At 54.8% G+C, this 26,352-nt stretch carries 28 protein-coding genes and 1 pseudogene; 19 read left to right on the forward strand and 10 right to left on the reverse strand.

Annotated elements, in window-relative coordinates; all coding sequences use genetic code 11:
* Positions 1–219 (reverse strand): DUF6812 domain-containing protein, encoded by a 219-nt coding sequence (locus ACWHYZ_RS04185; protein ID WP_447986035.1) that lies wholly within the window; start codon positions 217–219, stop codon positions 1–3.
* A gap of 30 nt (positions 220–249) precedes the next feature.
* On the reverse strand, positions 250–345 hold the full coding sequence (locus ACWHYZ_RS04190) for an AURKAIP1/COX24 domain-containing protein (protein WP_447986036.1): 96 nt from the start codon (positions 343–345) through the stop codon (positions 250–252).
* 198 nt (positions 346–543) lie between these two features.
* Here ACWHYZ_RS04190 and ACWHYZ_RS04195 point away from each other — a divergent pair, with 198 nt between their 5' ends.
* Positions 544–1,047: a hypothetical protein gene (locus tag ACWHYZ_RS04195; RefSeq protein WP_447986037.1), complete on the forward strand. Its 504-nt coding sequence runs from the start codon at positions 544–546 to the stop codon at positions 1,045–1,047.
* A gap of 74 nt (positions 1,048–1,121) precedes the next feature.
* Positions 1,122–2,816: an L-aspartate oxidase gene (gene nadB, locus ACWHYZ_RS04200; protein WP_447986038.1), complete on the forward strand. Its 1,695-nt coding sequence runs from the start codon at positions 1,122–1,124 to the stop codon at positions 2,814–2,816.
* A gap of 43 nt (positions 2,817–2,859) precedes the next feature.
* Here the strand turns inward: nadB and ACWHYZ_RS04205 are convergent.
* The 3 genes and pseudogenes from ACWHYZ_RS04205 to ACWHYZ_RS04215 all read right to left on the reverse strand — a co-directional run.
* Positions 2,860–3,378: pseudogene (locus ACWHYZ_RS04205) on the reverse strand (transglycosylase SLT domain-containing protein); the annotation flags it as partial.
* A gap of 56 nt (positions 3,379–3,434) precedes the next feature.
* Positions 3,435–4,295, reverse strand: a complete 861-nt coding sequence (gene ilvE / locus ACWHYZ_RS04210; RefSeq protein ID WP_447986039.1) for a branched-chain-amino-acid transaminase — start codon at positions 4,293–4,295, stop codon at positions 3,435–3,437.
* Positions 4,295–5,773 (reverse strand): anthranilate synthase component I family protein, encoded by a 1,479-nt coding sequence (locus tag ACWHYZ_RS04215; protein ID WP_447986040.1) that lies wholly within the window; start codon positions 5,771–5,773, stop codon positions 4,295–4,297. Before ACWHYZ_RS04215 ends, ilvE begins: the two co-directional genes overlap by 1 nt.
* 248 nt (positions 5,774–6,021) lie before the next feature.
* On the opposite strand from ACWHYZ_RS04215, the gene ACWHYZ_RS04220 reads away from it, so the two are divergent.
* The 5 genes from ACWHYZ_RS04220 (at position 6,022) to atpF (ending at position 8,290) form a co-directional block, all read left to right on the forward strand.
* On the forward strand, positions 6,022–6,252 hold the full coding sequence (locus ACWHYZ_RS04220) for a hypothetical protein (protein WP_447986041.1): 231 nt from the start codon (positions 6,022–6,024) through the stop codon (positions 6,250–6,252).
* 163 nt (positions 6,253–6,415) lie between these two features.
* Positions 6,416–6,634 (forward strand): AtpZ/AtpI family protein, encoded by a 219-nt coding sequence (locus ACWHYZ_RS04225; RefSeq protein ID WP_447986042.1) that lies wholly within the window; start codon positions 6,416–6,418, stop codon positions 6,632–6,634.
* Between the two features lie 34 nt (positions 6,635–6,668).
* Positions 6,669–7,418: a F0F1 ATP synthase subunit A gene (locus ACWHYZ_RS04230; protein ID WP_447986043.1), complete on the forward strand. Its 750-nt coding sequence runs from the start codon at positions 6,669–6,671 to the stop codon at positions 7,416–7,418.
* Between the two features lie 88 nt (positions 7,419–7,506).
* A complete protein-coding gene (gene atpE / locus ACWHYZ_RS04235) occupies positions 7,507–7,737 on the forward strand; it encodes an ATP synthase F0 subunit C (RefSeq protein ID WP_447979179.1) in 231 nt (76 codons plus the stop codon).
* A gap of 46 nt (positions 7,738–7,783) precedes the next feature.
* Positions 7,784–8,290: a F0F1 ATP synthase subunit B gene (gene atpF / locus ACWHYZ_RS04240; RefSeq protein ID WP_447986044.1), complete on the forward strand. Its 507-nt coding sequence runs from the start codon at positions 7,784–7,786 to the stop codon at positions 8,288–8,290.
* 188 nt (positions 8,291–8,478) lie between these two features.
* Here atpF and larE read toward each other — a convergent pair whose 3' ends face one another.
* From larE to rlmN, 4 genes are read right to left on the reverse strand one after another with little or no spacing between them, the layout of a single operon-like run.
* On the reverse strand, positions 8,479–9,297 hold the full coding sequence (larE, locus tag ACWHYZ_RS04245; protein ID WP_447986045.1) for an ATP-dependent sacrificial sulfur transferase LarE: 819 nt from the start codon (positions 9,295–9,297) through the stop codon (positions 8,479–8,481).
* Between the two features lie 2 nt (positions 9,298–9,299).
* Positions 9,300–10,658: a M16 family metallopeptidase gene (locus tag ACWHYZ_RS04250; RefSeq protein WP_447986046.1), complete on the reverse strand. Its 1,359-nt coding sequence runs from the start codon at positions 10,656–10,658 to the stop codon at positions 9,300–9,302.
* A gap of 9 nt (positions 10,659–10,667) precedes the next feature.
* The gene (locus ACWHYZ_RS04255) at positions 10,668–12,056 is read right to left on the reverse strand and encodes a M16 family metallopeptidase (protein ID WP_447986047.1); all 1,389 of its coding nucleotides are present in this window, start codon (positions 12,054–12,056) and stop codon (positions 10,668–10,670) included.
* 36 nt (positions 12,057–12,092) lie between these two features.
* Entirely contained in the window at positions 12,093–13,202 is a 1,110-nt protein-coding gene (rlmN, locus tag ACWHYZ_RS04260) for a 23S rRNA (adenine(2503)-C(2))-methyltransferase RlmN (RefSeq protein ID WP_447986048.1), read from the reverse strand.
* Positions 13,203–13,507: 305 nt separating this feature from the next.
* On the opposite strand from rlmN, the gene ACWHYZ_RS04265 reads away from it, so the two are divergent.
* The 9 genes from ACWHYZ_RS04265 to ACWHYZ_RS04305 all read left to right on the forward strand — a co-directional run bounded on the left by ACWHYZ_RS04265 (position 13,508) and on the right by ACWHYZ_RS04305 (position 22,627).
* Positions 13,508–15,556: a lytic transglycosylase domain-containing protein gene (locus ACWHYZ_RS04265; protein WP_447986049.1), complete on the forward strand. Its 2,049-nt coding sequence runs from the start codon at positions 13,508–13,510 to the stop codon at positions 15,554–15,556.
* 61 nt (positions 15,557–15,617) lie between these two features.
* Positions 15,618–15,872, forward strand: a complete 255-nt coding sequence (gene zapB, locus ACWHYZ_RS04270) for a cell division protein ZapB (protein ID WP_447986050.1) — start codon at positions 15,618–15,620, stop codon at positions 15,870–15,872.
* On the forward strand, positions 15,865–16,164 hold the full coding sequence (locus ACWHYZ_RS04275) for a cell division protein ZapA (RefSeq protein WP_447986051.1): 300 nt from the start codon (positions 15,865–15,867) through the stop codon (positions 16,162–16,164). The genes zapB and ACWHYZ_RS04275 overlap by 8 nt, the downstream gene beginning before the upstream one ends.
* A 549-nt stretch (positions 16,165–16,713) precedes the next feature.
* Complete coding sequence (gene rny / locus ACWHYZ_RS04280; protein ID WP_447987514.1) at positions 16,714–18,282, forward strand: ribonuclease Y; 1,569 nt, start codon at positions 16,714–16,716, stop codon at positions 18,280–18,282.
* Between the two features lie 75 nt (positions 18,283–18,357).
* Entirely contained in the window at positions 18,358–19,137 is a 780-nt protein-coding gene (locus tag ACWHYZ_RS04285) for a TIGR00282 family metallophosphoesterase (RefSeq protein WP_447986052.1), read from the forward strand.
* Between the two features lie 47 nt (positions 19,138–19,184).
* Positions 19,185–20,534, forward strand: a complete 1,350-nt coding sequence (gene xseA, locus ACWHYZ_RS04290) for an exodeoxyribonuclease VII large subunit (protein WP_447986053.1) — start codon at positions 19,185–19,187, stop codon at positions 20,532–20,534.
* Positions 20,535–20,580: 46 nt separating this feature from the next.
* Entirely contained in the window at positions 20,581–20,841 is a 261-nt protein-coding gene (gene xseB, locus ACWHYZ_RS04295; protein WP_447986054.1) for an exodeoxyribonuclease VII small subunit, read from the forward strand.
* Complete coding sequence (locus ACWHYZ_RS04300; RefSeq protein ID WP_447986055.1) at positions 20,819–21,637, forward strand: TlyA family RNA methyltransferase; 819 nt, start codon at positions 20,819–20,821, stop codon at positions 21,635–21,637. The genes xseB and ACWHYZ_RS04300 overlap by 23 nt, the downstream gene beginning before the upstream one ends.
* Before the next feature lie 54 nt (positions 21,638–21,691).
* Positions 21,692–22,627, forward strand: coding sequence for an NAD-dependent epimerase/dehydratase family protein (locus ACWHYZ_RS04305; protein ID WP_447986056.1), 936 nt, complete (start codon positions 21,692–21,694; stop codon positions 22,625–22,627).
* A 16-nt stretch (positions 22,628–22,643) separates the two neighbouring features.
* Here ACWHYZ_RS04305 and ACWHYZ_RS04310 read toward each other — a convergent pair whose 3' ends face one another.
* Positions 22,644–22,967 carry a rhodanese-like domain-containing protein gene (locus ACWHYZ_RS04310; protein ID WP_447986057.1) on the reverse strand — a complete coding sequence of 108 codons (324 nt, stop codon included), beginning with the start codon at positions 22,965–22,967 and terminating at the stop codon, positions 22,644–22,646.
* A gap of 81 nt (positions 22,968–23,048) precedes the next feature.
* Here ACWHYZ_RS04310 and cutA point away from each other — a divergent pair, with 81 nt between their 5' ends.
* The 3 genes from cutA (at position 23,049) to ACWHYZ_RS04325 (ending at position 26,336) form a co-directional block, all read left to right on the forward strand.
* Positions 23,049–23,405 (forward strand): divalent-cation tolerance protein CutA, encoded by a 357-nt coding sequence (cutA, locus tag ACWHYZ_RS04315; protein WP_447986058.1) that lies wholly within the window; start codon positions 23,049–23,051, stop codon positions 23,403–23,405.
* A 105-nt stretch (positions 23,406–23,510) separates the two neighbouring features.
* Complete coding sequence (locus ACWHYZ_RS04320; protein WP_447986059.1) at positions 23,511–24,488, forward strand: M23 family metallopeptidase; 978 nt, start codon at positions 23,511–23,513, stop codon at positions 24,486–24,488.
* Between the two features lie 162 nt (positions 24,489–24,650).
* Entirely contained in the window at positions 24,651–26,336 is a 1,686-nt protein-coding gene (locus ACWHYZ_RS04325) for a formate--tetrahydrofolate ligase (RefSeq protein WP_447986060.1), read from the forward strand.
* The last annotated feature ends 16 nt before the right edge of the window (positions 26,337–26,352 follow it).

Consider the following 26,352-nt stretch of genomic DNA (forward strand, 5'->3'; position numbering starts at 1 on the left):
CTACAATTGTGTGATCGATTCGATGAGATTTTTATTGATCGCGACAAACGAGGTCCGCTCTTTGTCGTTGACGACGACATCAGTGAGACTGATGAATAATCGCTGCTCTTCGTTGATCGCATCGGAGACGCGATTTCGCATGGCAGGAATAAGAAAGTCGCCGACGTAGATACCGCTTACCGTTCGGACTTGGATACGGACCTTTTTGCCCTCGGTCATGTCGACCTCCGGTGTATGGTGGACCTACGCCTAGCTCCTGCGTCGCAAGAATTTCTGGCGTCTGCGCAATTTCTTGTGCTTGTGCTTTCGCATTTTCTTGCGGCGCTTCTTTAAGACACTCGACATGCGGGCTCCTGCAGAATGACAAATAAAAATAATTGAGGCAAAAGGCACACCGATCCATCGCCGCCTCTCGCTCTCGAAACCGTGCACTGGTAACATAATTTCTTCCACCATGTCAAGGCAACCATGCGGACGCGGCCTTTATGGTACACGCTTCCTGTCGTTGCTTGACGGTGGTCGGGTCAGTTCCTATACTGCGCCATGCCTTATTCTGTATTGTTGAGAATGGCCATTGTGCTGTGCGTGCTGGCCGGTATATTGCCGAGCATCGGGTGTGGCTCAAAAGGTCCACAGTACCCCGAAGAGCACGCCCGTTATGTCCGGCTCGATGGCGCGGTCGAAGCTTTGCGGAACGCCTATATACGTAAGGACCTCTCTGCGATGGAAGCCTTAATGTTGCCGAACGACTCTCTCGATCGAATGGTTTCAGATATCACGCAGGACTTTCAGCAGTACGCGGACATCTCGCTGGATTTCTCGATCGAACGTGTGCTGATAGAGGGCGATCAAATCGATGTATTTTTTCATTGGCAAGGTCAATGGAAGAAAAATGCGACGGACACCGGAGTGCGTGACCGTGGGCATGGGTTGCTCCGGTGGAACGGGGCGCAATCCCCCTTACTCAACGGAGTCGGAGGCGACCTGCCGTTTGGCATGGCCGTTCGCCATACGGTCCCCCGGACGCAGCCGAACCATGCCTCGTAAGCTGCCCGTCTACGTTTTCGACTTCACCTCATCATCAGTCGCATAATAGACAACGCGACAACATGCACTAAACCATGGTCAAGAAAACGCATCCTATTCAGGCCGAGTTTCTCGTGATTGGGAGCGGTGTGGCAGGCTTGCGCGCCGCCATTGAATTGGGTCGGCATGGTCGCGTCGTCATGCTCACGAAGGGCCATCCCCTTGAAAGCAATTCGAGTTACGCACAAGGTGGTGTGGCAGTTGCCCTCAGTGAAGAGGATGACGTCGCGATTCATCTGACCGATACCGTGAAGGCCGGGCACGGCCTGTGCCGCAAAGAAGCCGTACGGATTTTGGTCGAAGAAGGGCCGGATCGAATACAAGAACTCATTCAATGGGGGGCACGATTCGATAAAATCGGCGGCAAGTATGCCTTTGCCAAGGAAGCAGCACATAGCCGAAGCCGCATTTTGCGCGCAAGGGGCGATGCGACGGGTAATGAAATGGTGCGAGTATTGATGGCGCAAGCTCGCCGGCAAAAAAATATTCAATGGTTCGGCCATCACTTCACCGTGGACCTCGTCGTCACGAATGGCGTGTGCCGAGGCGCACTTGTACTCGATGAGATCGGCGGAGAGCGATTCATTTTACCGGCTCGCGCGGTCGTGTTGACTACTGGAGGATCGGGGCAAGTCTATGCCAGAACGACAAACCCGCCCAATGCGACCGGGGACGGCATGGCCATGGCTTATCGCGCCGGAGCCACGCTGCAAGACATGGAGTTCGTACAGTTTCATCCGACTGCATTATATCTACCTTCCAGTCCTCCGTTCCTTCTTTCCGAGGCCATCCGTGGGGAGGGTGGACGACTGAGAAACGTACAAGGCGAATTATTCATGGGACGCTATCATCCGAATGCAGAGCTTGCGCCACGCGATGTCGTGGCTCGCGCCATTTGGTCTGAAATGGCGGCCACTCGTTCGCGTCATGTGTATCTGGATGTGACCCATCTCAGCCCCACCTTTACGAAGGAGCGCTTTCCGACGATTTATTCCACGTGTTTGCGCTATGACATCGATATGACTGAAGAATGGATCCCGGTCTCGCCAAGCGCCCATTACCAGATGGGCGGTGTGCTGACCGATACGGATGGGGAATCGACCCTTCCAGGCCTCTTTGCTGCCGGGGAAGTGGCTTGCAGCGGAGTGCATGGTGCCAATCGACTCGCGAGCAACTCGCTCTTAGAAGGGCTGGTGTTTGGCGAACGAGCGGCTCGGGCCGCCACAGAATTCGCGGCCAGCAGCGATAGCGATCAAGACGTTCTACCCTCTATTCATGACCTAGATGGGGGGCCGCTGGCCCAGTTGGAGGATGCGGACAAACTTCGCAGTTCCTTGCGTCGAGTCATGTGGGGCAAAGTCGGATTGATCAGAACCGCCGAGTCGCTCGCCCGCGCCATCGGCCAATTAACCAAGTGGGAGCGTCTGGTCTCACGTCCCTTTGCCTTGCGGCGGGACCTGGAGGTCAAAAATATGGTGCAGGTGGCGCGGTGTATCGCGGAGGCCGCCTTGTGGCGGGAGAACAGTGTCGGGGCGCACTATCGATCCGATTATCCCAAACTAGACGGTCCACGCTGGAAGGAACACAGTCAGGGCAGGCAGCTTATGGATTCTGGAAGCTTGAAAGTGTCACGGTCCGGGACCAAGTCGGAGCGGAAAATGGTCGTATTGAGGAAGGTTGAGAAATCCGCCGTTCGTCATACTGACGATAAAAGCGAAGCACTTTCTTGACGTAACGCCGTGTTTCATGAATCGGGGGAAGCGTATTGTACTGTTCCACTCGTGTCGCTCCGGCGTTATAGGCTGCAAGCGCAAGCGGTAAGTTCCCGTGAAAGCGGTTCAGCAAGTATCTGAGATAGCGAGTCCCGCCTGCAATATTCTCTTCGGGGTTAAACGGATCTCGGACCTCCAACCGGACAGCCGTTTGCGGCATGAGCTGCATGAGGCCGATGGCTCCCGCGCGCGAGACGGCATCAGGATCGAAATCCGATTCGGCTTTAATGATGGCGCTGATGAGAGCCGGATCTAATTGTTGTTGACGCGAATGATGGGCGATCGTCCCTTCCAGGTCTCTCAGGGGCAGACGAGCGCGGAGACGAAGAGTGCCCACGTCGACCTTGATGAAGGTATCGTTCGTCGGAACATTGGTAAAGGAAATGACCCCATTTCTGTCGACGCGTCTATAGATTTCGGCCTGCGTGGCCGCGAAAAGTGGATCAGAAAGGAGACCCTGAATGAGTAAAAGGCTCCCAACGGTCAACAAGATACCAATGATCGGCATGCGACGAAGCATGGTACAAAGATACCAGGCGGTGCCTAACTGTCAAAAGGGTCATGATAAATAGCCCTCTACTCCAAAAAACGCGGCAAATTGGCTCGGAAGAGTGCTTGTAGCCGCCCGGTCACGGGGCCTGGCATACCGGTTCCGATAGCATGTTTATCGATGTCACTGACCGGCATGATTTCCATGGTTGTATTGGTGAGAAAGCATTCATCGGCCCCGATCACGGCATCGGCCGTGTAATGTCCTTCTTGAATAGGGAATCCTTCCTCTCTGGCCAGCGATAAGACAACTTCACGCGTAATGCCATCCAAAATCCCGGACGCCACTGATGGTGTGTGCACACATCTATCCTTCACAAAGAAGATGTTGCTGGTTGTGCATTCCGTGATTCGTCCCTCGGCATTCAGCATCAGACCATCAAAAGCTCCCGACTGAGCAGCTTCCTGCTTGGCCAGAATGTTATTCAGAAAGTTAAGGGATTTGATCTGCGGGGACAGGGCCGCCGCGAGGTTGCGCCGGACGCTGACGACCGCGAGCTTGACTCCTGTCTGGAACAGGTCGGTCGGGTATGGCTGCAACGGCATGCTGATGACAACGACCGTCGGCCGCGGGCATAGCCGGGGGTCGAGTCCTATGTTGCCTTCTCCTCTCGATATGGTAATGCGGAGGTAAGCATCGGAGAGCGCATTTCGTTTCATCGCCTCCTGCAACAACGGTATCCAATCCTGTTCGGCAATGGGGACGTCCAGCCCGATAAGGGACGCGGAGCGACGGAGACGAGCCAGATGCTGACGTAACATGAATATGCGCCCACCATATGCTCGCAATGTTTCGTACACACCATCGCCATACAAGAAGCCGTGGTCGAATACCGACACCATGGCGTCTTCTTTGTGCACAAATCGATCATTCAAGAAAATCCACATTAGGCTGCTCCCAGCGCTTTGATCACGGCTTGGGCTTTCAACAACGTTTCTTCATATTCTCGGCGCGGATCTGAATCCGCCACGATGCCGGCCCCAACTTGAAGATAACTGCATGCGTCGGTCATGACTAACGTACGAATGATGATATTGAGGTCCAGATCCCCATTCCAACTGATGTAGCCTAATGAGCCGGTATAGGGTCCACGGCGGACCGGTTCGAGTTCTTCGATAATTTGCATGCACCGGATCTTCGGTACGCCGGTGATCGTGCCCCCGGGAAAGACGGCCTCTATCAGATCCAAGCTGTCCACGCCGTCGCGCAATTCACCGGACACGTTCGATACGATGTGACTCACGTGGGAATAGCGTTCAATGGTCATCAATTCATTCGTCTCCACCGTCCCATAGCGACAGACACGGCCGAGATCGTTTCGTTCGAGATCCACAAGCATAAGATGCTCCGCGCGCTCCTTCGTGTTCGACAAGAGTTCCTCGGCCAGCCGACGATCATCCATAATATTGGTCCCCCGAGGGCGGGTACCGGCAATGGGCCGCGTATCCGCATATCTTCCGGCGAGGCGAATCAGACGCTCCGGGGAGGATCCGACAAGACTGAAGCGATCCAGTTGCAGGAGAGCAGAGAACGGCGACGGATTGACCCCTTTTAATCTCCGATAGACATCGTGCGCAGTCAGGCGATCCGATGAATGTGGCGCATCATTTCGCTGGATGGAAAAGCGGTGAGAGAGATTCGCCTGGTAAATGTCCCCCGCACGGATGAATTCCTGGCACTGACGGACCCGTGCCATATAGGAATGCTCGGATTGGCCAGGCCGGATATCGAGTCGGCCGAAGGAGCGCGGTGGCTCATTGAGACATGGAACGGACAGTCTCGCTTCCCACTCGGCCAGGCGGTCGCGGCCTTCGCGATAGAGCTTTTCGCGCGGCTCCTCTTCAAAGCGGTGCAATGGTGGCGCGAACATCAGATGAAGCATCCCGGTGTGGTGGTCGAGCGCCGCGACCTGATCAACGAAGAGACATTCCAGGTCAGGGAAGTTCAGATCATCGAGCGCCAGCTCAGGAAGTGGCTCAAACTGGCGGACCAGATCGTAACTCAAAAACACAATTGCCCCGCCGAAGAATGGCGGAAGTCCTTCAGGCTTTGGAATATATGATGCCTTCAGCCGATCCCGTAGAGCCTTCCATGGGCTCCCTGCATGGACCGTGATTCCATCACGAGTCCGCAGCTCATAGGTCTGTTTGTTTCCGGAGAGCACCAGATAAGGCGTGCACCCCATGAACGAATAACGGGCGATCGTGTCATTGCCCTTGCCGCTTTCCAAGAGAAACGATGGATACCCCGGTACTTGTAGGCGGCGATAGAGTTCGTAGGGGTCTCCGGCTACGGCAGGAACTGACAGCACCAGCGGGCGAGGGTTCGCCTGATCAAGAAATTGAGTCCGAGACGGAATGATCATATTGTGGCGGTGCCGACGATTAAAATCGGATCGTCAATAACAACCGTGGATTCAGGTGGTCATTGTGCAATTAGCTTGTTGCGTTCTTCAAGGGCTCCTAAGAAAGGCGCCGTGCAATGCTACGTAGGTCGACGCTTACATCTATCTTTCAGAACGCCTAATTGCGAAGTAGAGGGATTCCGATATTTGCGTGATTATATCTAATTATATTTTGACGGTAGCCATTCATTATTGCCATGGAGGTTCTTATGCAATGCCGTCGGTGCCAAGGACTTATGGTCGAGGATTACTATATCGATATGGAGGATGATCAAGGTACACATTGGCTGCGAGCGTGGCGGTGTATGTCCTGTGGTGAAGTGATTGACCCTGGCATTCTCCAACGCCGGCTTATACGTGAGTCAAAGCTTCCGGGGTTTGTCGAGCAGGTCACTGGCCGACGAAGCATGCGGCGCACGCATCAGATTGTTCCAATCTAGTGCAGCGCCTTCAACATCCCACCGTGGCCTGAACAGGGGAATAAGGCCTTCTCGCCCCGATCGGCGGCTAAGGCGTTCACACTCACACGTTCGCCTTGACAATTCCCCCCTGATTTTGATTGAATGACGCGCCGTTTCAAGCCTCCGAGAATGATAATAGAATATGCCCTCGACCGATCCGTTGTATGCGGGCCTAGGGCAAGCAGTTCGCATCGGCACTGAATTGCTTGCAGCCTTGATTGTCGGTGGAGGGCTAGGCTGGGTTGCAGATACCTACCTCTTTGCATCAAGCCCGTGGGGCTTGGTGGTAGGATTGGTCCTCGGGGCCGCTGCCGGTATCCGTAGCGCGTATCGGGCCGCGCAGCGCTGGTCCAAGCCGTAAGCTCCCAGAGCATTGCCCATAAAGAAGGAACACGGTGGAAAATCCGCTTCATCCGTTTGAGTTACATAACTATGTGCAGCTGTCCCTCTTCGGGATTGATATTTCTATCAATAAAGCCGTGCTGCTTATGTGGCTGATCATCGCCCTGGTCGCCGCTCTGCTCATCGCCGCCGGTTCCTCACGTCGTCTTGTTCCGAGTAAGCTTCAAAGTCTCGCGGAACTGCTGGTGGACTTTATTCGCGGCATGATCCTGGACACGATGGGAAAGGAAGGATTGCGATTCTTTCCGTTTATCGCGACACTGTTTCTCTTTATTCTATTCAGCAATCTGTTGGGCCTCATTCCGGGATCGTATACCGTGACCAGTCAAATTATCGTCACCGCGGTCTTCGCTCTGTCGGTATATCTCATGAGCCTGATTGTTGGGTTTGCGCGTCATGGTATTAAATTTCTTGGGATTCTCGTGCCACCGGGGACGCCGGGCTGGCTCTTGCCCCTCATGATGCCGATTGAATTGATCAGCCAATTGGCTAGACCGATTTCACTTGCCGTCCGACTCTTTGCGAATATGACCGCCGGGCACGTCATTTTAGGCGTACTCTTCGGGTTAGCTATTGCCGGAGGTGCCTTGATCGGCTGGTTGCCTTTTGCGTTTACGATTGCAATGAACGGTTTGGAAGTCGGTATCGCGTTCATTCAAGCCTATATTTTTACCGTGCTGACGTGCGTGTATCTTGGGGACGCGATCACGCTGCATGGCCACGGCGACTCACACGCACACTAATTAAACGCGAGTGATCAGTTCCGAGCGCGAAAGCTCAGATGTCACTTAACAGGAACTCTCAAAACTCAAAAACGGAGGATAGCATACGATGGATTCTGCAGCTTCAGCGTTGTTGGGAATGGGAATGGCAGCGGCCGGCTTTGCGGGAGCCGGTGTTGGAATCGGCTATATTTTCGGCAAAATGATCGAGGCAGTCGCACGCCAGCCGGAAGCCGAAGGACGAGTCGGCAAGTACATGTGGATCGGCTTCGCACTAGTCGAAGCCATTGCCCTGTACGGCCTTGTCATTGCCTTCATTATCATGGGGCTGCGCAAGTAGATTAACCTTACGCGGTCATCTCTCTGACGCTTCCAAAGGAAAGACCATGCCACAGTTTGAATCCCATTTTTTCTCATCGTTGATCTTTTGGGAAATCGTCTCGTTCGGTATCCTGTTATGGGTGCTGTATAAATATGCATTCCCGCCGATTCTTGAGACATTGGAGACTCGGGAGAAAAAGATCCGGGAGAGTCTCGAACAAGCCGAACGTCTTCGTGTCGAGGCGGAACGGAGAATGCAGGAGTACGAAGCCAAACTCACTGTTGCATCTCGCGATGCCGAAGCAGTACTGGTCCAAGCCAAAGAGCGCGCACAGCGTCTCTTGGACGAAAATGAACAACGTCTGGTGGCGGAAGCCGAACGCGTGAAAGCTGATGCCGCTCGGGAGATTGACCAGGAGCGCCGTAAAGCGATACAGGAAATCCGGAACCAGGCGACCGATCTCGCGTTGCTCGTGGCAGAAAAGGTCGTCGAACGGAGCCTGACGGATGCCGACCATCGACGCCTAGCGGACGAGGCTTTGGCCGCTGTCGCGAAGACTTATCAGAGTTAAACTCCTCACCTACAAGCTCCGTCCCTACGAGCGGGTTCTGGAACTCGTGGAAAATATAGAAAGTTCATTGTGAAACGAATGAAGGCCGAAGGCTGTCTGAGTTGGACCTTCAGGATAGGTTACGTGCCTAACGTATCTATCCCCCCCGTGGGGCTGGCTGCTCGAGGCTGCTTCGATTCACCGCCTAACTACACGCTTCCCCGCTGATAGCCTTCCAGGTCAACCGTCACAAACCGGAATCCCACATCCTTCAATTTTTGAATAATGCCGCTTCGACGAGCAGCATTCTGTAGAAGCGCCAGACAATCATCGTCCAGCTCCAGCCGGGCAATGTCTCCATGATCGCGCACACGAAATTGACGGAAGCCTTCCCGGAACAGTGCCGCTTCAGCCAGTTCCACACGGCTCAATTTCTCTCGGGTGATGACCGTTCCTCGTGGAATGCGCGAAGAGAGACACGCTGCGGCTGGTTTATCCCAGTTCGACAGTCCGAAGTCTTTAGCCAGTCTCCGCACGTCGGCTTTGGTGAGGCCCGCTTCAACTAACGGGCTACGGACTCCGCGTTCACGAGCTGCAACAAGTCCCGGTCGGTGGTCACCTAGGTCGTCCATGTTGGTGCCGTCTACAATGGCGCCAAGTTGAAGATCTTGTTGGAGGCGGCCCAATAGTTCATAGAGATCTGTTTTACAGTGGTAGCAGCGGTTCTCGTCGTTACGGACGAAGTCGTCTATTTGAAGCTGGTCGGTTGGCAGCATGATATGGCGTACGCCGATCTCCGCAGCCACCTGCCGTGATAGGTCTAGCTCGATCTCGGGAAACGTGGGCGACACAGCCGTCACCCCAATGGCCTGGGTCCCCAGAGCATCGTAAGCTACCTTCAAAACAAGGGTACTGTCGATTCCACCGGAAAAGGCGACGACTACTGAGTTCATGGCTCTCAGCCGCGCTTGCATTTTATAAAGTTTGTCAGACAGCGTGACATCACTCATGGCAGGCGTGGTCGGCATGGCTAGGATTTCACTTTCGCCTTGCTCAGATTCGCCACGACCACAAGGGCATAGCGATGCGGGTGTAGGTACTGTTTCGCGACACGCAGCACATCCTCCTTCGTGACTTGGTCAATGAGCTTCGGATAATGACTGAAGTAGTCAAGACCAAGCCCGTAGAGTTCGACCAGTGCCAGTACTTCTGCCTGCTTCGAAATAGTATCCACGCGAAGCGGGAAGCTCCCAATCAAATAGGCTTTGGCGTCCGACAATTCCTGATCTGTCACGGGCGCTTCCCGAATCCGGTTCAATTCGCTGACCACGCCCGTGATCGCTTGATTAGCCGCTTCATTTCTTGTCTGAAGACTGACGATAAATGGTCCAGGCACTAGGTTTGCCTCGAAATGGCTCCCGACGTGATAGGCGAGGCCCTGGTTGTCACGGATAGAATCCATGAGACGAGAGGAGAATCCGCCGGCGCCGAGAATGTAGTTCATGACCGTCACGGCATAGTAGTCAGGGTTCGTCCGGCTGATTCCGACGTGCCCCATGAGGATCGTCGCTTGTGTGAGGTCTTTTTCAATTAACTTCACGACCGATTTCTCGAGTTGATGCGGCGGGGTGAGACTCCGTGCGCCATTTTCAGCGCGCTTCCAAGTTCCGAACCGTTTCGCGACCTGGGCCCGTGCTTGATCGACCGTTATGTCTCCCACAATAGTGAGCACAGTCTGATTCGGGACATATTCGCGTGTATAGAACTGAACGATGTCCGCGCGCTTGATCTTAGGAAGGGTGTCCTCCGTCCCGGTGATCGGCCACCGGTACGGATGGTTTGGGAAGACGATCTGTTTAAATGCCTTGGCCGCCACCTGGCCAGGATCGTCTTTCTCGCTTTGCATCTCGCCCATGATTTGGCTACGGACTCGTTCCAGTTCGTGGTCCGCAAATGCTGGATGGAGCAGGATGTCGGCCAGCAGGTCAAATCCGAGTTCAATGTCCTTTTTCAAGACCCTGGCGGAAGCGGTCGTGAAGTCCTCCCCGGCTTTTGCTTGGAGAGCCCCTCCAACAAACTCGATCTGTTCGGCAATCTGATTGGCTGACCGTGAGGTCGTTCCTTCGTCCAGTAATCCGGCCACTAGATTGGCGAGTCCTGCCTTGTCCGCAGGGTCCTGAGCTGCTCCCGCCTTGATCAACGCATGGATCTGTACGATCGGCAAGGCATGCTGTTCCTGCACCAGGACGGTCAGTCCGTTCTGCATGACAAACCGAACCGGATTGATGTCCGCCGCATACGTCACCGGATGAGCGCCAGCCCACAGCAGGACCGCCACGAACGTTGGGACACTGAAACGCATCATGATTTGCCTAACCATTATTTTCATTTAACGTCCTCAGTGCCGGTCGCTCACGGCGGCCGATTCGCCCTGGGGAGCAATCGGGAGGAGCGTGCCCACCGTGCGGGTATCCGGGGTCAGATATTGACGGGCTACCCGCTGCACATCCTGAATCGTGACGCCGCGTATCCGTTCAAGAAATTTATCGATATGCCGCCAACCGGCGCCGACCGTCTCGGCTTGACCGAGCACCATGGCTTGCCGAAAGTTGGAGTCCTGGCCAAAAAGATATTCGGCCTCCACCTGGTTTTTGGCCCGTTGAAGCTCTTGCTCCGTCGGAGGACTCTCGTGAACTCGTTCAAATTCTCGATACAAAGCCTGTTCGACGTCTTCAATTTTCGACCCTGGTTTTACGACGGCAAAACAATACAGCAGTTCGGGGTCGGTCTGAAGCAGGTTGTATTCCGTTCCCACGGCCAGCGCAATCTTCTGCTCATACACTAGGCTTCGATAGAGGCGAGAACTCTTGCCATGCGAGAGAATGGACTCGAGAATGGTCAAGGCATAGGAGTCGTCGCTGGTATAGTTCGGCACCCGATACCCCACCATGGCGAAGGGCAATTCGGCCTCCCGCTTGAGGATAAACCGGCGCTCGCCTTTCTGGTCGGGTTCCACAACACGCTGAGGCGGGGGAGTAGGCCCTTTCGGGATTGGTTCAAAGAGACGTTTAATCGTCTCGATGAGAGTCTCGGCTTTGAGATCGCCTACCACCACCAAGGTCGCGTTGTTCGGACTGTAATAGGTGTCGTAATACGTCTTTAAATCTTCCAGCGACATTGCGTTGAGATCCGAAAACCAGCCAATGACCGGCCAGTGATACGGATGCATGAGGAAGGCTTGCGCAAACAGCATCTCCACCAAGGAAGACTGGGGATCATCTTCAGTGCGCAGGCGTCGTTCTTCCTTCACCACTTCCCGCTCGAGTTGGAATTCTTTCTCGTTGAGCTGCAACCCTTGCATACGGTCCGCCTCAAGCGACAGAGCCAATTCGACGCGATCGGCCGCCACATTTTCAAAATACGCGGTGAAGTCTTGACTCGTAAACGCGTTGTCATTGCCGCCGTTCTTGCGAATGAGTCGTGAAAACGTGCCTTTCGGGTACCGTTCCGTTCCCTTGAACATCATGTGCTCGAGCATGTGTGACAGTCCGGCTCGTCCCATGACCTCATTCCGCGATCCGACCTTGTACCAGATCTGCACGGTTACCACCGGCGCTTTGGGGGATTCCACGAGCAGCACTTTAAGCCCGTTGGTCAAGACATACTCATGTACGCTTGACGCGACATCCAATGCCGCCGCCTGTGCGCAAGACAAGAAAAAGAGGCCGAGCCACAGCACCATGGCAGTCATGAAGGTTTGGATAGGAACTCGTCTCAGCGTGTGCATGATCTCCTTAATGGCGGTAACAACCCGCCATACTGACTAACAATGTACGCTCACCGGAGTCAAGAGAACCTGTTGCCGGCGACGAAGATCACCAAGTTGACCGCACGCCCCGAGGACGTCGCGGCCCTTACTCTTTCGAACGAACACATCAAGCCCCGCTCGCCGCAGCACGCTCTGAAACTGCTGGACAATCGCATCATCGGGACGGCGGAAGGCATTGCCGGCAAATTCATTAAACGGAATCAGATTGACCTTGCATCGGATTCCGTTCAGCAGCTTCACCAACCGCTTGGCATCCTGTTCAGTATCATTCACGCCAGCTAACAGGACGTATTCAAACGTCAGCCGTCGGTGAGGTGAAAGAGGATAGGCTCGACATGCGGCCAAGAGACGATCGAGCGGATGGAGTCTATTGACAGTCGGCATCAATCGGTCACGCTGTGCATCCGTCGTGGCGTTCAGTGAGATGGCCAGATTGACACCCAGTGCCGCGACCTCTTGAAGGCGCGAGGCCATGCCCGCGGTTGACAGGGTAATCCGGCGCGCCGGAATTCCGAGGCCCCAATCGATATTTGTGATGATTGCCACCGCGCTGGCAACAGCATCGAAGTTGGCCAATGGCTCACCCATCCCCATCAATACGAGGCTGGTTAGCCGTTCACCGGGTTCCAGGTGATCCTGTACGGTCATCACTTGATCAACGATTTCATGCGCGTGAAGATTGCGTTTCAACCCCATCGTCGCAGTAAGGCAGAACCGACAATCGAGCGTGCAACCGACTTGGGTGGAGAGACAAAGTGTCAAACGGCCGGCATCTGGAATCAAGACGCTTTCAATGGCCAAATCATCTTCAAGGCGCGCCACGAACTTTCTCGTTCCATCAGACGAGCGGAGGATCTGCACGTTTTGAAATCGCATAATGGCTGCGAGTTGCCGAAGTCGAGTCCGCTCCACCTGGGAAAAGTCCGTCATTTCATCGATCGTTTTCACACGTTTCCGGTAGAGCCACCGAAAGAGTTGAGAGGTCCGATAGCGCGGCCACCCAAGTCGCTGAACGAGTTGCGCGGCGGCGGAAAAATCGAGACCCAAAAGATTCAGGGAGTGCTCACGCGAAGGACCGCCATGGATCGACGGGATCGGAAACATAGGATCACACTAACACAGCGGAAAATTCTCTGACAAGCAAGGGCCGTCCATTCATGGACCTAGGGTCGATTGCTTTGCTATAATGTCGCCGGTCCATCGGTATTTTTAGAATGAGACCTTCTCTCGCAGCGCTTGTCCTCCTCCTGATCGCCACGATTTCAGCTTCGAGTCTTGCCCAACAGGATCCCGCACGTGATTCCCTAAGCCTCGTTCCAGACACACCGGACGTTTCCTGTGAATCCGCCGAGGCCTGTTATCGCATCGCCTTGATGACTCAGGACTCAGCTATGTCGCAAGAGGATCGAGTGCGTAGGAAAATCGAACGATTGCGCCTCGTCACGCTTCGGGAATCGGAATCGGTATGGGCCAAGCGCGCTCTGTTGCTTATTGGGCTGCTGTCGATGGACACGGATTCGGCTCAAGCAGTGCGGCAACTTCAGGCATCGCAGCTCGATTGGCCGCTGCTCGACGATTATGTTCGGTTATGGATCGGTGAAGCGCTTCTGAGACAGGGAGACGCCTCTCAAGCCGCTGTCCTCTTCGACTCCATTATTGAAGCTCCCGATAGCACGCTCTTGGCACGTGCGTCGTTTCGGTCAGGAGAGGCGTGGTATCGAGCAGGGCAATGTGCGCGCGCCATCGACGCCGCCGTCAGGGCGATCGCCCTCGCACCGGAGGACCCGTCTGCTCCAACCGCTCAATTCATGCTGGCAGACTGCGAGGCACGAGAGAATCGGATATCCGACAGCCAGGCGGCCTTTCGACACCTGTGGGTTCGCTATCCCAATTCGCCTGAAGCGCGAGAGGCGACGGCGCGACTGTCACTGATGACACAGAATGGGCTCTGGCGGCCGACGCCTGATGAACTCTACAGCCGTGCCACCGCTTTCCTGACGTTGGCGCTTCATGCCGACGCGGCGGAGGAGTTGCAGAAATTTTTGTTACTTGCACCCGAGCATCCGAAGCGCGACGAAGCAAAATTCAAGCTCGGAACTGCGCTGGTCCGCTTGAAACGGTACGATCACGCGCGGGATGTCTATCGCGCCCTCGCGAGTGGACACTCCGCTCAAGCCGCGGAATCCGCTGTGTGGCTTGCGCGGGTGTATCTCAGGCAGGACGCCGGTGACCGCCTATTAGGGCTGCTCTCATCTCTGCCATCCATTTCCCTGTCAGGTGATCAGAAGGCCATGATCCTGATGCTGTCGGGAATTTGGTTGGACGACCAAGGGCAGTATGACAGGGCCGAGCTGAAGTATCATCAGGCGGCGCAGGCGGCAGAAGCCAACCCTCAGCGATTGGAGGCGCTGTGGCGTATCGGATGGATTCACTATCGAACAGGGCAATATCAGGCCGCGGTAGACGCGTTTGAAAGACTCGTGTCAGGGGCTGAAGATCCTCAATGGACGCCGCAAGCCCTCTACTGGATCGGTCGAACGCGGGAACGCTTGCACGATGCTCAGGCCGTCGACGCCTATGCGCAGCTGTGCCGCCGCTATCTTTTCACGTACTACTGTCAACTGGCCCAGCCCAAGCTCAATCCTCCTCTTCCGGTGTCCACTGTCGCCGAAGTTCCACCAGTGGAGGCTTCCACAGCGGACACGATCAACGAACTGAAAAAAGATCGTCATTATCTCAAGGCCATCGAATTGAAATTGCTGGGCCTCGATCAAGAGGCCGCGAAGGAACTCGCCTCCTTGCCCGACCGCTATGGAAAGGACCGGGGGGTCATCATGGAGCTGTGCGGACTCCTCAGCGAGGTTGGGGAGCATCATCAGGCGCTACGGCTGGCCCGACTGTATTTTCGAGAGCCGATCGAACGAGGGACTGGAGTGGGTGTGCCGGGCAGGCTCTGGTCGGTGGCCTATCCGACGGCCTACCTGCCCCTGATACGGACCTATGCAGGGTCAGTTGACCCTTTTCTTGCCGCTGCGATTATTCGGGAGGAAAGCCAGTACGATATTCGAGCGTTGTCTCGCGTTGGAGCCGTTGGACTCATGCAAGTCATGCCGGCGACCGCACAGATTGTGGCCAAGAAGAACGGAGCCGGCGACGTCGGTAGGGAAGAACTTTTCGATCACGAGACAAATATCCGATTCGGCGTGAAGTATCTGGGGCAACTGCTTCAACAATTTTCCGGCAACGTGACGCTAGTGGTGGCGTCATACAATGCCGGTCCACAAGCGGTCTCTGGTTGGATGACCAAATATGCCGACAAAGATCCGGATGAATTTGTCGAAATGATTCCTTATTTAGAGACCCGTCAGTACGTCAAGCGCGTCCTCCGCAGCTACCGCGAATACCTTCGTCTCTTCGGTGCCGGTTGTGCGGCTCATTCGCTTGACAAGATGTGTTGAAAATTTTATAGTTCCCTTGATTTTTCGACATGTTCTGGCTTTTACACGAAGATGGAGCATCATGGCATTAGAGAAATTGGAAGCGTTGGAATCTCGGGTACGTGGGTTGGTTGAGGTGATTCAGGAGTTGAAGCGGACGAACGCCGCTCTGCAAGGTGAGCTGCGAGCTATGCGTGAGCGCGTGACGAAGCAAGAAGAATTGGGCCGACGTTGGGAAGAAGAGCGGGGAGACGTGAAAGCGCGGATCGAAAAGGTCTTGAACGAATTGGACTTCCTCGATTGCTTGGAAGAATCCAAGGAGGTGGCGCTTGACTAAGACAATCGATGTGGAAATCTGCGGTCAACGGTATTCGATTCAGGGTGAAGCCGACGAAGAGTATGTCGAACGGCTAGCCGGCTATGTCGACGAACAGATGCGGGGACTGTCGAAGAGTATGAAAACAGCGACCATGTCGAAACTTGCGGTCCTGGCCGCCATCAATATCACGCATCAGTTGTTTCAAGCTCAGCGGATGCGGGAAGAAGGCGACGCCGACATTAATCGCCGAGCGGCCCATTTGATGGAATCTATTGAGGAGCACCTACAGATCGCCGTGCAGTCGAAATAGAAGTCTTTCTCAAGGAGTTGCGTTCATTGGTGATTTTTGGTAGGGTGCGTATTGTCCTGACCTGATAACGGGGCGGGGGAGAGAATCGTGCAGTAATCGATGGACGAGAGTGCAAGGCTACACGACGTGATCAACGTATTGAAACTGATCTTGATGGTAATGTGCGGGGCGATTTTCCGCGGGCGAGAGGCCATGGGAGTGGTTTTTGGTCAAGCTGTTGTAAGAGCAGACCGAACTGCTCCACGTGAAAGCGGGTCGGCAGTGCAGCAGGGTAGATTGGGAAGAGGCCATCCGGTGCGACAGAGCTCATCTCATAGGTGGCCCACCATCTCTACTGGTGCAGTGTTCTACCCCTTTACGAGTAGAGGCCGTCCATCTCCCGCTCCGCCGCTCACGTTGCCGGTCGCTGTTCTTTAGCACGTCTTCTTCGTCCAGCCTCGCTGCGCGTTCTCTCATTCATCACAGGGTCGATTGATTCTGGCCTTTGCTGCGCGGAAGAGCAAAGCGCTATGCAATGATGACCGACGGACCTGAAGGGGGGTGCCGACCATTTTTACCGATATTGTCACATACCTCGCTGTCGCCATTGTGGGGGCTGTGCTTGGAATCACCATCAACGCAGTCAGCCAGCGCAAAAAACTGACCGCCGAGCGCCATCAGGCGGATGAGTATGCGCGTCAGACTCGACAGGGCGCGGAGCGGGAGGCTGAAAACCTGGTCAAGGAAGCCAAATTAGAAGCGAAGGACATGTTGCTCCAGGCTAAGGCCGACATTGAACGGGAACAAAAGGTGAAGCAGGGTGAGTGGGCCGGTCAAGACAAGCGGTTTGTTCAAAAAGAGGAGCAGTTAGAGCGCAAGATCACAATGGTAGAAAAGCGCGAAGCGGAGACGCAAAGACGCGAAGCCCTTCTTGCTAAACGGGAAGAGATCATCGCGGGGACCGAAGTGACGAGCGAACGTCTGCTGAAGGAACGTCGGCAGGCGCTGGAGCAAGTATCGGGCATGACCATTGATGAGGCGAAACGCCAGCTCATGTCGGAGATTGAAGGAGTCGCCAAGCATGAAGCGGCCGGCATGGCCAAGCGAATTCTCGACGAAGCCAAAGAAAATGCCGAGCGAGAGGCGCGTGAAATCATCACCCGGTCAATTCAGCGTGTCACGCGCGATTACGTGTCGGAAGCCACGATTTCGGTGGTCCCGATTCCGAACGATGGGATGAAAGGTCGGATCATCGGCAAAGAAGGGCGGAACATTCGCGCGATTGAGGCGGCCACGGGCATCGATCTCATTATCGATGAAACACCGGAGGCCGTGATCATCTCCGGGTTCGACCCGCTCCGGCGGGAAATCGCCAAGGTGTCACTCGAGCGATTGATGCATGATGGGCGGATCCATCCGACTCGCATTGAAGAGATTGTCGAAAAAGTGAAGACCGACCTCGATAAAATGATGATCGAGGAGACGGAGAAGATTATTTTCGAAGTCGGCCTCGCCGATTTCCATCCCGATCTCATCAAAATTCTGGGCCGGCTCAAGTACCGGACCAGCTATGGACAGAATAATCTGTACCATGCCAGGGAGGCTTCTTATATCTGCGGGATCATGGCTGCCGAACTGGGCTGTGATGTCAAATTAGCTAAGCGTGGGGCCCTGCTGCATGATATCGGGAAGGCCGTCAGCCACGAGGAGGAAGGTCCTCACGCCATGTTGGGTGCGGAGATTGCGAAGCGCTATGGTGAATCGACCAAAGTCGTGAATGCGATTGCGGCACACCATGAGCAAGTCGAGCCGCTCTGTCCGGAAACGGTCCTGGTCGCCGCTGCAGAAGCATTGTCCGCAGCCAGGCCGGGCGCGCGTCGTGAAGCGTTGGAATCATACGTCAAGCGTCTCGAGAAATTGGAGTCGCTTGCGGTGGCCTTCGCCGGCGTGCAAAAGGCGTACGCGATTCAAGCCGGACGCGAAATTCGTGTCATCGTGCGTCACGATGAAGTGAGTGATGCCGAGTCGTTGCTAATGTCGAGAGAACTCGCGAAGCGCATCCAGGATGAACTGACGTATCCGGGCCAGATTAAAGTGACCGTGATCCGGGAGAGCCGGTTCGTAGATTTCGCCAAATGAGAGCCGTCAGTTTGGAACGACGTTGATGGCCGAAAGCTGATTGCTGACGGTTGTGGATTTAAGGGGCATTACACTATGAAAGTGCTCTTCATCGGTGACATCATGGGGGAGCCGGGGCGGCGCGCCATCGCACGGCGGCTTCCGCGGCTCGTTGCCGACGAGCAGATCGATATCGTGTTCGGCAATGGGGAAAACGCCGCCGGCGGGTTCGGCATTACGCCAGAACTGGCACAGGAATTATTCGACCAGGGATTGGCCATCATTACCCTTGGCAACCATGCCTGGGACAAGAAAGAAATTGCTGATTATATCCGCTATGAGCCGCGGCTCCTACGGCCGGCGAACTACCCGGAGGGAGTGCCGGGACGAGGCAGTCTTGTTGTGGAGACGCCGGCTGGCGAGCGGGTGGCCGTGCTTCAACTCATGGGGCGGGCCTTCATGCCGACCTTGGATTGCCCGTTTCACGTCGGCCGACGGGAAGTCGAACGGCTCAAGGCGGAGACACGAGCCATTGTTGTCGACATGCACGCGGAAGCAAGTTCGGAAAAAATGGCGATGGGACATTACCTGGACGGAGATGTTTCGGCTGTTGTTGGAACGCATACGCATGTGCAAACGGCCGATGAGCAAATTCTTCCCAATGGAACGGCCTATCTAACCGATATCGGAATGACCGGGCCGATTCATTCCGTCATTGGCATTAAAAAGGAATTGGCGATTGAAAAATTTTTGACGGGAATGCCCCGCCGTTTTGAGGTCGCCACAGGGCCGGCGGTCTTGTCCGCCGTGTTGATCGAATTGGACAGTCAGCTCGGGAAAGCGACCCGCATTCAACGGTTTCGCATTCCGGATTGAAGGCAGGGCTGGGTCTTCCTTCGCGACTGTAGGCTCTGCGAAGCACCATGCTCGGGACCCCACAAAAAATCCTCACCGTGTCAGAGCTCACGCTGCTGGTCCGAGACCGATTGGAACAGGGGTTCCCGGATCTTTGGATCGAAGGCGAAGTTTCCAATCTCCGTACGCCTGGGTCCGGCCATCTCTATTTCACCTTGAAGGATCAAGCCAGCCAGATTCGAGCGATCCTCTTTCGGACCGGTGCGCAACGGCTTCGATTTACGGTGCGGGAAGGGGTTCATGTTATTGTTCGTGGACGACTCACTGTGTATGAGCCCCGCGGAGAATATCAAATTGTCCTCGATTATCTGGAGCCGAAAGGGATTGGCGCACTTCAGATCGCCTTTGAACAGTTGAAGGAAAAGCTGGCACGTGAAGGACTCTTTGATTCAAGCCGCAAGCGTCCGTTGCCTTTGCTCCCCCGCTGTATTGGCGTGATCACGTCGTTATCGGGGGCGGCAATCCAAGACATCCTGACCGTTCTACATCGGCGGTGTTCGATTCTCAAGGTTTTGATTCATCCCGTTGCGGTGCAAGGCGATGCAGCAGCTGAACAGATTGCCCGTGCCATCCGTGCGCTGAGCCTGTCCGGCGATGTGGACGTGATCATCGTTGGACGAGGCGGCGGGTCCTGGGAAGATCTGTGGTGCTTTAACGACGAACAGGTCGTGCGGGCCATCGCCGCTTCGCATGTGCCCGTTGTGTCGGCCATTGGCCATGAAATGGACTACACCTTGGCTGATTTTGCGTCGGACTATCGTGCGCCGACGCCATCAGCCGCCGCTGAAGCCGTCGCACCGGTTCTTCAGGATCTGGTGCGCATGATTCAGGATATGAAGGAGCGTCAGGAACGTGCCATGCGAGCCCGTGTCGATCATGTCCAGCGCCGGGTTGCGGATCACTGTGGCGCAATCGCGCTGCTCTTGTTCCGCATCCAGCGCTACAGTCAACAACTCGATGACGCCGCCGAACGATTGCGCACGTCGTTCAGAGAATATTTAGAAAACTTTCGTCAACGCGTTCAACTGGCACGACACCACAGTATGCTCTGCAGTCCTCGCAACAAAATCCGCGCGAACCTCTTATCAGTGCCCTACCTCATCAAGCGAGTGGAAGAGTGTCTGCATACGCGGTTGGCTTTCCGTCGGGAGAGAATGCGATCCTTAGCGTCAGCCCTGGACAGTCTCAGTCCGCTCGCAACTCTCGCGCGCGGGTATAGCATCGTGCAGACCGTTCCTGATAGCAGGATTGTGAGAAAAGCGTCCGATGTCGCGGTTCATGAGCAAGTCGGTATCACGCTGGCAGAAGGACGACTGAGGTGCGAAGTTCGTTATGTTCTGCCCGATTCTCGCCCTTGACCTGAGGTTAGGTCTATAATACGATCCTCTTCACTGGTGTACGAGCATGGCTACGACTGTTAAATTTGAAGACGCATTGGCTCGGTTGGAGACCATTGCCACTGAATTGGAAAATGGCGATCTACCGCTTGATGAGTCCTTGAAGATTTTCGAAGAGGGAATCCGACTCTCAAAGACGTGCTTGAAGATGTTGGATGAAGCCGAGCGGAAGGTCGAAATTTTAATCCAGGATAAGGATGGGAAAAAGCGGCTTCGGGCCTACAATCTTGGGTCTGAAGAGGCCGATGAATCCCTCCCGTCAGGCTAAGCCGTTGTCGCCTGCCATTTCCTTTCCGACTGTGTCGATTCAGTTCCTCATGCGACAGAAACCAGGCCGTGATCGATTGGACCGTGCGCTGGTGCTACGTGGGCTGGCCGAGAGCCGCGAGCAGGCTGGGCGATTGATCCTCTCGGGCAATGTTCGCGTGGACGGTATGCCTGTGGACAAGCAGGCCCGTCTGGTACCTCAAGCGGCAAAAATAGAAATCGTTGGAAAGGCCGAACCATACGTCAGCCGGGGCGGCCGGAAGCTCGAGGCGGCGCTGGATGCGTTTCATGTTGATCCAGACGGTCTGATTGCCATGGATGTGGGGGCTTCGACGGGAGGCTTCACCGATTGTCTGCTACAGCGTGGCGCACAACGGGTTTATGCCGTGGATGTGGGATATGGTCAGCTCGACTGGCGGATCAGGCAGGATCCGCGCGTAGTTGTCCTCGATCGCCGGAATATTCGATATCTCGAAACTTCCGCAGTGCCAGACCCCATTGATGTGGCCGTCATTGATGTCTCGTTTATCTCTCTCTCGCTTGTACTTCCCGCGGTGCTTCCATTTCTGCGCCGCCCGTCATACGTGATTGCCTTGATCAAGCCGCAATTTGAAGTGGGGCGTGGCCAAGTTGGACGGGGCGGGATTGTCCGGGATGACGCGCAGCGACAGGCCGTGAGTGCACGAATCATCGCGTCCGCTCATCAGCATGGATTGGCTAGCCTTGGGGTCTTGGATTCCCCCGTGCATGGTCAAAAAGGGAACCGCGAGGTTCTCGCCGCATTTTCCTGGTCATGATCAAGACAGTGGTAGGTGAGCGCAGAAGTAGAAAGAATTCTTGAGGAGAGCGGCATGAAAATTTTGGTGACAGGTGGTGCGGGATTTATTGGGTCTCATCTAGTCGACCGTTTAGTTCAGGAGGGACAGGAAGTTGCGGTTGTCGATAATTTATCCTCAGGTAAACGAAAAAATTTGAATCGCGCTGCGGAGTTTTATAAGACGGATATCCAAAGTTCCCGATTGGAACAAGCGTTTCGGAAGGAGCGACCGTCGGTCGTCGTGCATCTAGCCGCTCAGATTAATGTCCGTCGGTCAGTTGACGATCCCGTATTCGATGCCCAAGTCAATATTCTCGGCATGCTGAATTTGCTGGAACAGGCGGTGAAGCATGGCACGCGCAAAGTTGTTTTTGCATCTTCAGGCGGGGCGATCTACGGTGAGCAGGAAACGTTTCCTGCACCAGAGTCCCATCCGACCCGTCCGCTCTCACCGTATGGAATCACCAAACTCACCGGGGAGCACTATCTGGCCTACTATCAATATCTCAGCGGCATACAATATGTCACTCTCCGCTTTGCGAACGTGTATGGCCCTCGCCAAGACCCGGAAGGGGAAGCCGGCGTGGTGTCCATTTTTGCCAAGAAAATGTTGGGCGGGGAACAGCCTATCATTAATGGGAATGGCCGACAGACGAGAGACTTCGTATATGTAGAGGATGTCGTCGAGGCCATTCTAGCTGTGATGGGTCAAGAGATCCAAGGTACGTATAACGTCGGGACCGGCCAGGAAACCACCGTCAATGACTTATTTAAGACGCTTGCCGAGCTCACCGGCTGTGGGTTTAAAGGCATTCATGGTCCCGCCAAGAAGGGGGAGCAGGCCAGAAGTGTTGTGGATATCACCAAACTTCGCCAGGAAATAGGATGGGAGCCGAGAATAACACTAGAGGATGGTCTAAAGCGGACCGCCGACTATTTCCGTGACGAACTGGCGCGGAGTACTCATTGACTGAGGGACCGAAGCGTCACCGGTAGCGCGGAACAGCGGGATCGATCTGGACAGACCAGGCATCGATCCCTCCTACCAAGTTCTTGACGTTTGTAAACCCTTGTTGAAGGAGGAATCCAACAGCGTCCGCACTCCGCATTCCATGATGGCAGTAGGCCACGATTTCCTCATTTGGATCCAACTTTTCAAGGGATTGCGGCAAAGTCCCTAACGGAATTAAGACCGACCCTTCCAGCTTGGCGAGGGAATATTCGTATGGCTCACGCACATCAAGCAAAAATGGCTTATTCCCCATATCCACTTTCTGCTTGAGCTCTTGGACAGTTATTGTAAATCCCATGATACCCTCCATATTTCAAGTCAATGATCATAACCCTTTGTTTTAACACGTGTCAATGGAAACGAACGGGAGAACGATATCATGGACCCGAAAGTAGCACGTCATTTTGGATCTGAGGAATCGCAACTCATTATTGTCCTGGTGACTACGGCTTCCGAGGAGGAGGCCACTACAATCGGTCGTGACGTGGTCAAACAAGGGTTGGCTGCCTGTGCAAACATCCTTGCACTGAACAAATCTATCTTTCAATGGGAAGGTAAGTTAGCAGAAGAGCGGGAATTCTTAATGATATTGAAATCCAGAGCTGATTTGTTCGAGGATCTGGCAGTCGCTATAAAACGGTTGCATAGTTACAAGGTTCCGGAAGTCATCGGTATTCCAATAGTCCAAGGCTCTCAGGACTATATAAACTGGCTAGTGGATAGTACTCGTAAGTAGCCGATTTATTTGAATTCTATAACAAAAATGTTGACCGTGGCCGTGAGTTTGGCTACACTTGGCGCTGTCGGGGAATAGATACCGATTCTCATTAGGAGTAGGGGTATGGACGAGCCAAAAGATGCTTACACAGTGATGATCTTCAGGGGCTCAATGTCAGGTCCCCTCAAATTCAGTTTCTCTCGATCTCTCATACGAAAAGCCATTGGGTTTGGAGTGGCGCTTCTCATTATTGAGGCAGTACTGCTTTCTCAGACAGTGATGCGCATTGGAGAGATCTGGGAACTAAAGGCCTTACGGGCGGAGATGGCATCAGTTCGTGAACAGACAACGACATTTTCAAACAGCGTCAATGACCTGAAGCGTCGGCTCTTAGCCATGAAAGAGGTCAATCAGCGACTGCGTCTCATGCTGGGGATTGAAGCGCCGAAAGCTGAAGGCGTTCTAGACGGAAAGGGCGGAGATAGCGAGATGCCTGCCCAGGGTCAACTGGGCCGGATGGATATGGAACCGAGCGAATCTGTTGAGGTAAAGCCTGTTGCATACGAAACGGCTGGTGAGGATCAGCCCCAAGACCCGCTGCTCTTACGGGTGCAAGCAGGACTGACGTGGCTTCAAAATGAAGCCGGCTCAGAAGAACGCTCTCTTCAGAATTTGACGTCTGTTATCGAGAGTAAGCAGGCGAAGTGGGATGCGACTCCCTCAATCTGGCCGGTTAAAGGGTGGATTACTTCAGGATTCGGGAAGCGGGTGTCACCATTTACCGGACAAATGTCGGTCCATGAAGGAGTTGATATTGCCGCACCGTTTAATACCCCGGTTCAATCTCCCGCCGCAGGCAGAGTGGTGGTCACCGGCTTTGACCCAAGAATGGGGAATTTAGTGGGCATTGACCATGGATATGGCACAGAGACACAATATGGACACCTGGCGAAAATTCTCGTCAAAAGCGGCCAGAAGGTTCGACGGGGTGATGTCATTGGCCTTGTCGGGAGTACTGGCCTATCAACCGGCCCACACTTGCATTACCATATTAAGTCCAACAATCATGCGGTAGACCCACAGCGGTATGTTTTGGACTAATCCTGTAGGTTCTTCTCCCCTTTTGGTATTCTTCTCTGCCTTTCCTTTATTGAACGCTGCTTTCCGATAATCGCGAGATCCTGATCGCTTCCTCACCTCTGCAGCGCCATAGAGGGAGTGTGTTACACTGCTATCTTCGCCTGTCACAAGGAGGGATTAAGGGTGACAGACCTGGAAATCGCGCGTTCGGCAAAAGTAAAGCCAATCGAAGAAATCGGCGAGATGCTTGGCTTGCTTCCCGAGGAGGTCATCTCTTATGGCAGGACAAAGGCCAAGGTCGCCTTATCGGCATTGGAGCGACTTAAAGAGTATCCCACCGGCCGCTATATTCTTGTGACAGCCATCAATCCGACACCCTTAGGAGAAGGCAAGACTACGACCTCAATCGGGCTTGCTATGGGTTTCTGCCGGAGAGGGTATCAGGCTGTCGTCACGCTCCGTCAGCCTTCAATAGGACCTGTATTCGGTATGAAGGGCGGAGGGACTGGAGGCGGGCGAGCGCAAGTGGTTCCGATGGAAGACATTAATCTGCATTTAACCGGGGACGCTTATGCCGTTGCGGCCAGCCATAATCTGTTGTCAGCCTTCATAGATAACCATCTCTTTCATGGAAATGAGCTTCATTTGGATCCAACCCGCATAGGATGGCCTCGTGCGATGAGCGTCAGCGACCGGGCTCTTCGTACTATACGGATTGGAGATGGTGAAGGCCATGTTCGCATGGGGCGGTTCGTGATTACTGAGGCCTCTGAGGTTATGGCGATCCTAGCCCTTGCCTCCGGAGCCCAGGATCTGCGGAAGCGGCTGGGTCGTATCGTCGCCGGTTTTACCCAACAGGGGAGGCCGGTGGCGTCAGAGGAGCTAAAGTGTGCCGGAGCCATGGCGGCTTTGTTGAAGGATGCCTTGCACCCTAATCTAGTCCAAACCTTGGAAGGCACGCCAGCCTTTGTCCACACGGGGCCGTTCGGCAACATTGCACATGGCAACTGCTCGATCCTTTCGGATGCGCTGGCGTTGCGTTGCGCCGACTATGTGATTACGGAGGCTGGTTTCGGGAGCGACCTTGGCGCAGAGAAGTTTTTCAATATCAAGTGCCGCGCCTCGGGGCTCAAGCCGGATGCTGCCGTCATCGTGGCCACCTTACGCGCCTTAAAGCTCCATGGAGGCGGTGGTGTGGCAAAGGCCGGATCTCCGTTGCCACCGGGATTGACCGGCCCGAACCCCAAAGCCTTAGCCAAGGGCATCGCCAACCTGGAGCAACACATCGCGAATGTCACAACATACGGTGTGCCGGTTGTTGTGGCCATCAACGGTTTTGAAGGAGATTCGCAAGAAGAGTGGCAGTATGTCAGGCAACGTGCCTTGGAAGCGGGGGCCGTGGGCGCGGCAGTTTCCACTCACTGGGCTGATGGGGGAAAAGGAGCCGAGGCACTCGTTGAAGAGGTCGTGGCGGCGTGCCGGAAGCCGTCTGGATTTCGCTTTCTCTATCCTGGCACCATGCCGATCAAAGAGAAAATAAATACTGTCGCCACCCGTATGTACGGGGCGAGTGGAGTCGTTTTTGAGCCGGCGGCGGAAGAGCAGATTGAAACGGCTTCGCGCTTGGGCTGGGATGGATGGCCGGTGTGTATGGCCAAGACCCCGCTTTCGCTCTCTCACGATCCAGCCCTCAAGGGACGACCCACCGGTTTTACCGTGCCGATCAAAGAGGTTAGGGTTCTAGCCGGAGCGGGTTTTTTAACGGCGCTTTGCTCCGGCATCCAGCTCATGCCCGGATTACCCGCACATCCCGCCGGGGAACGCATAGACGTAGATCCAGAGACGAACCAGATTGTCGGGCTCTCTTAAAAATGTGCAGCCACCG

It is taken from the genome of Nitrospira sp. Nam74 (assembly GCF_965152615.1).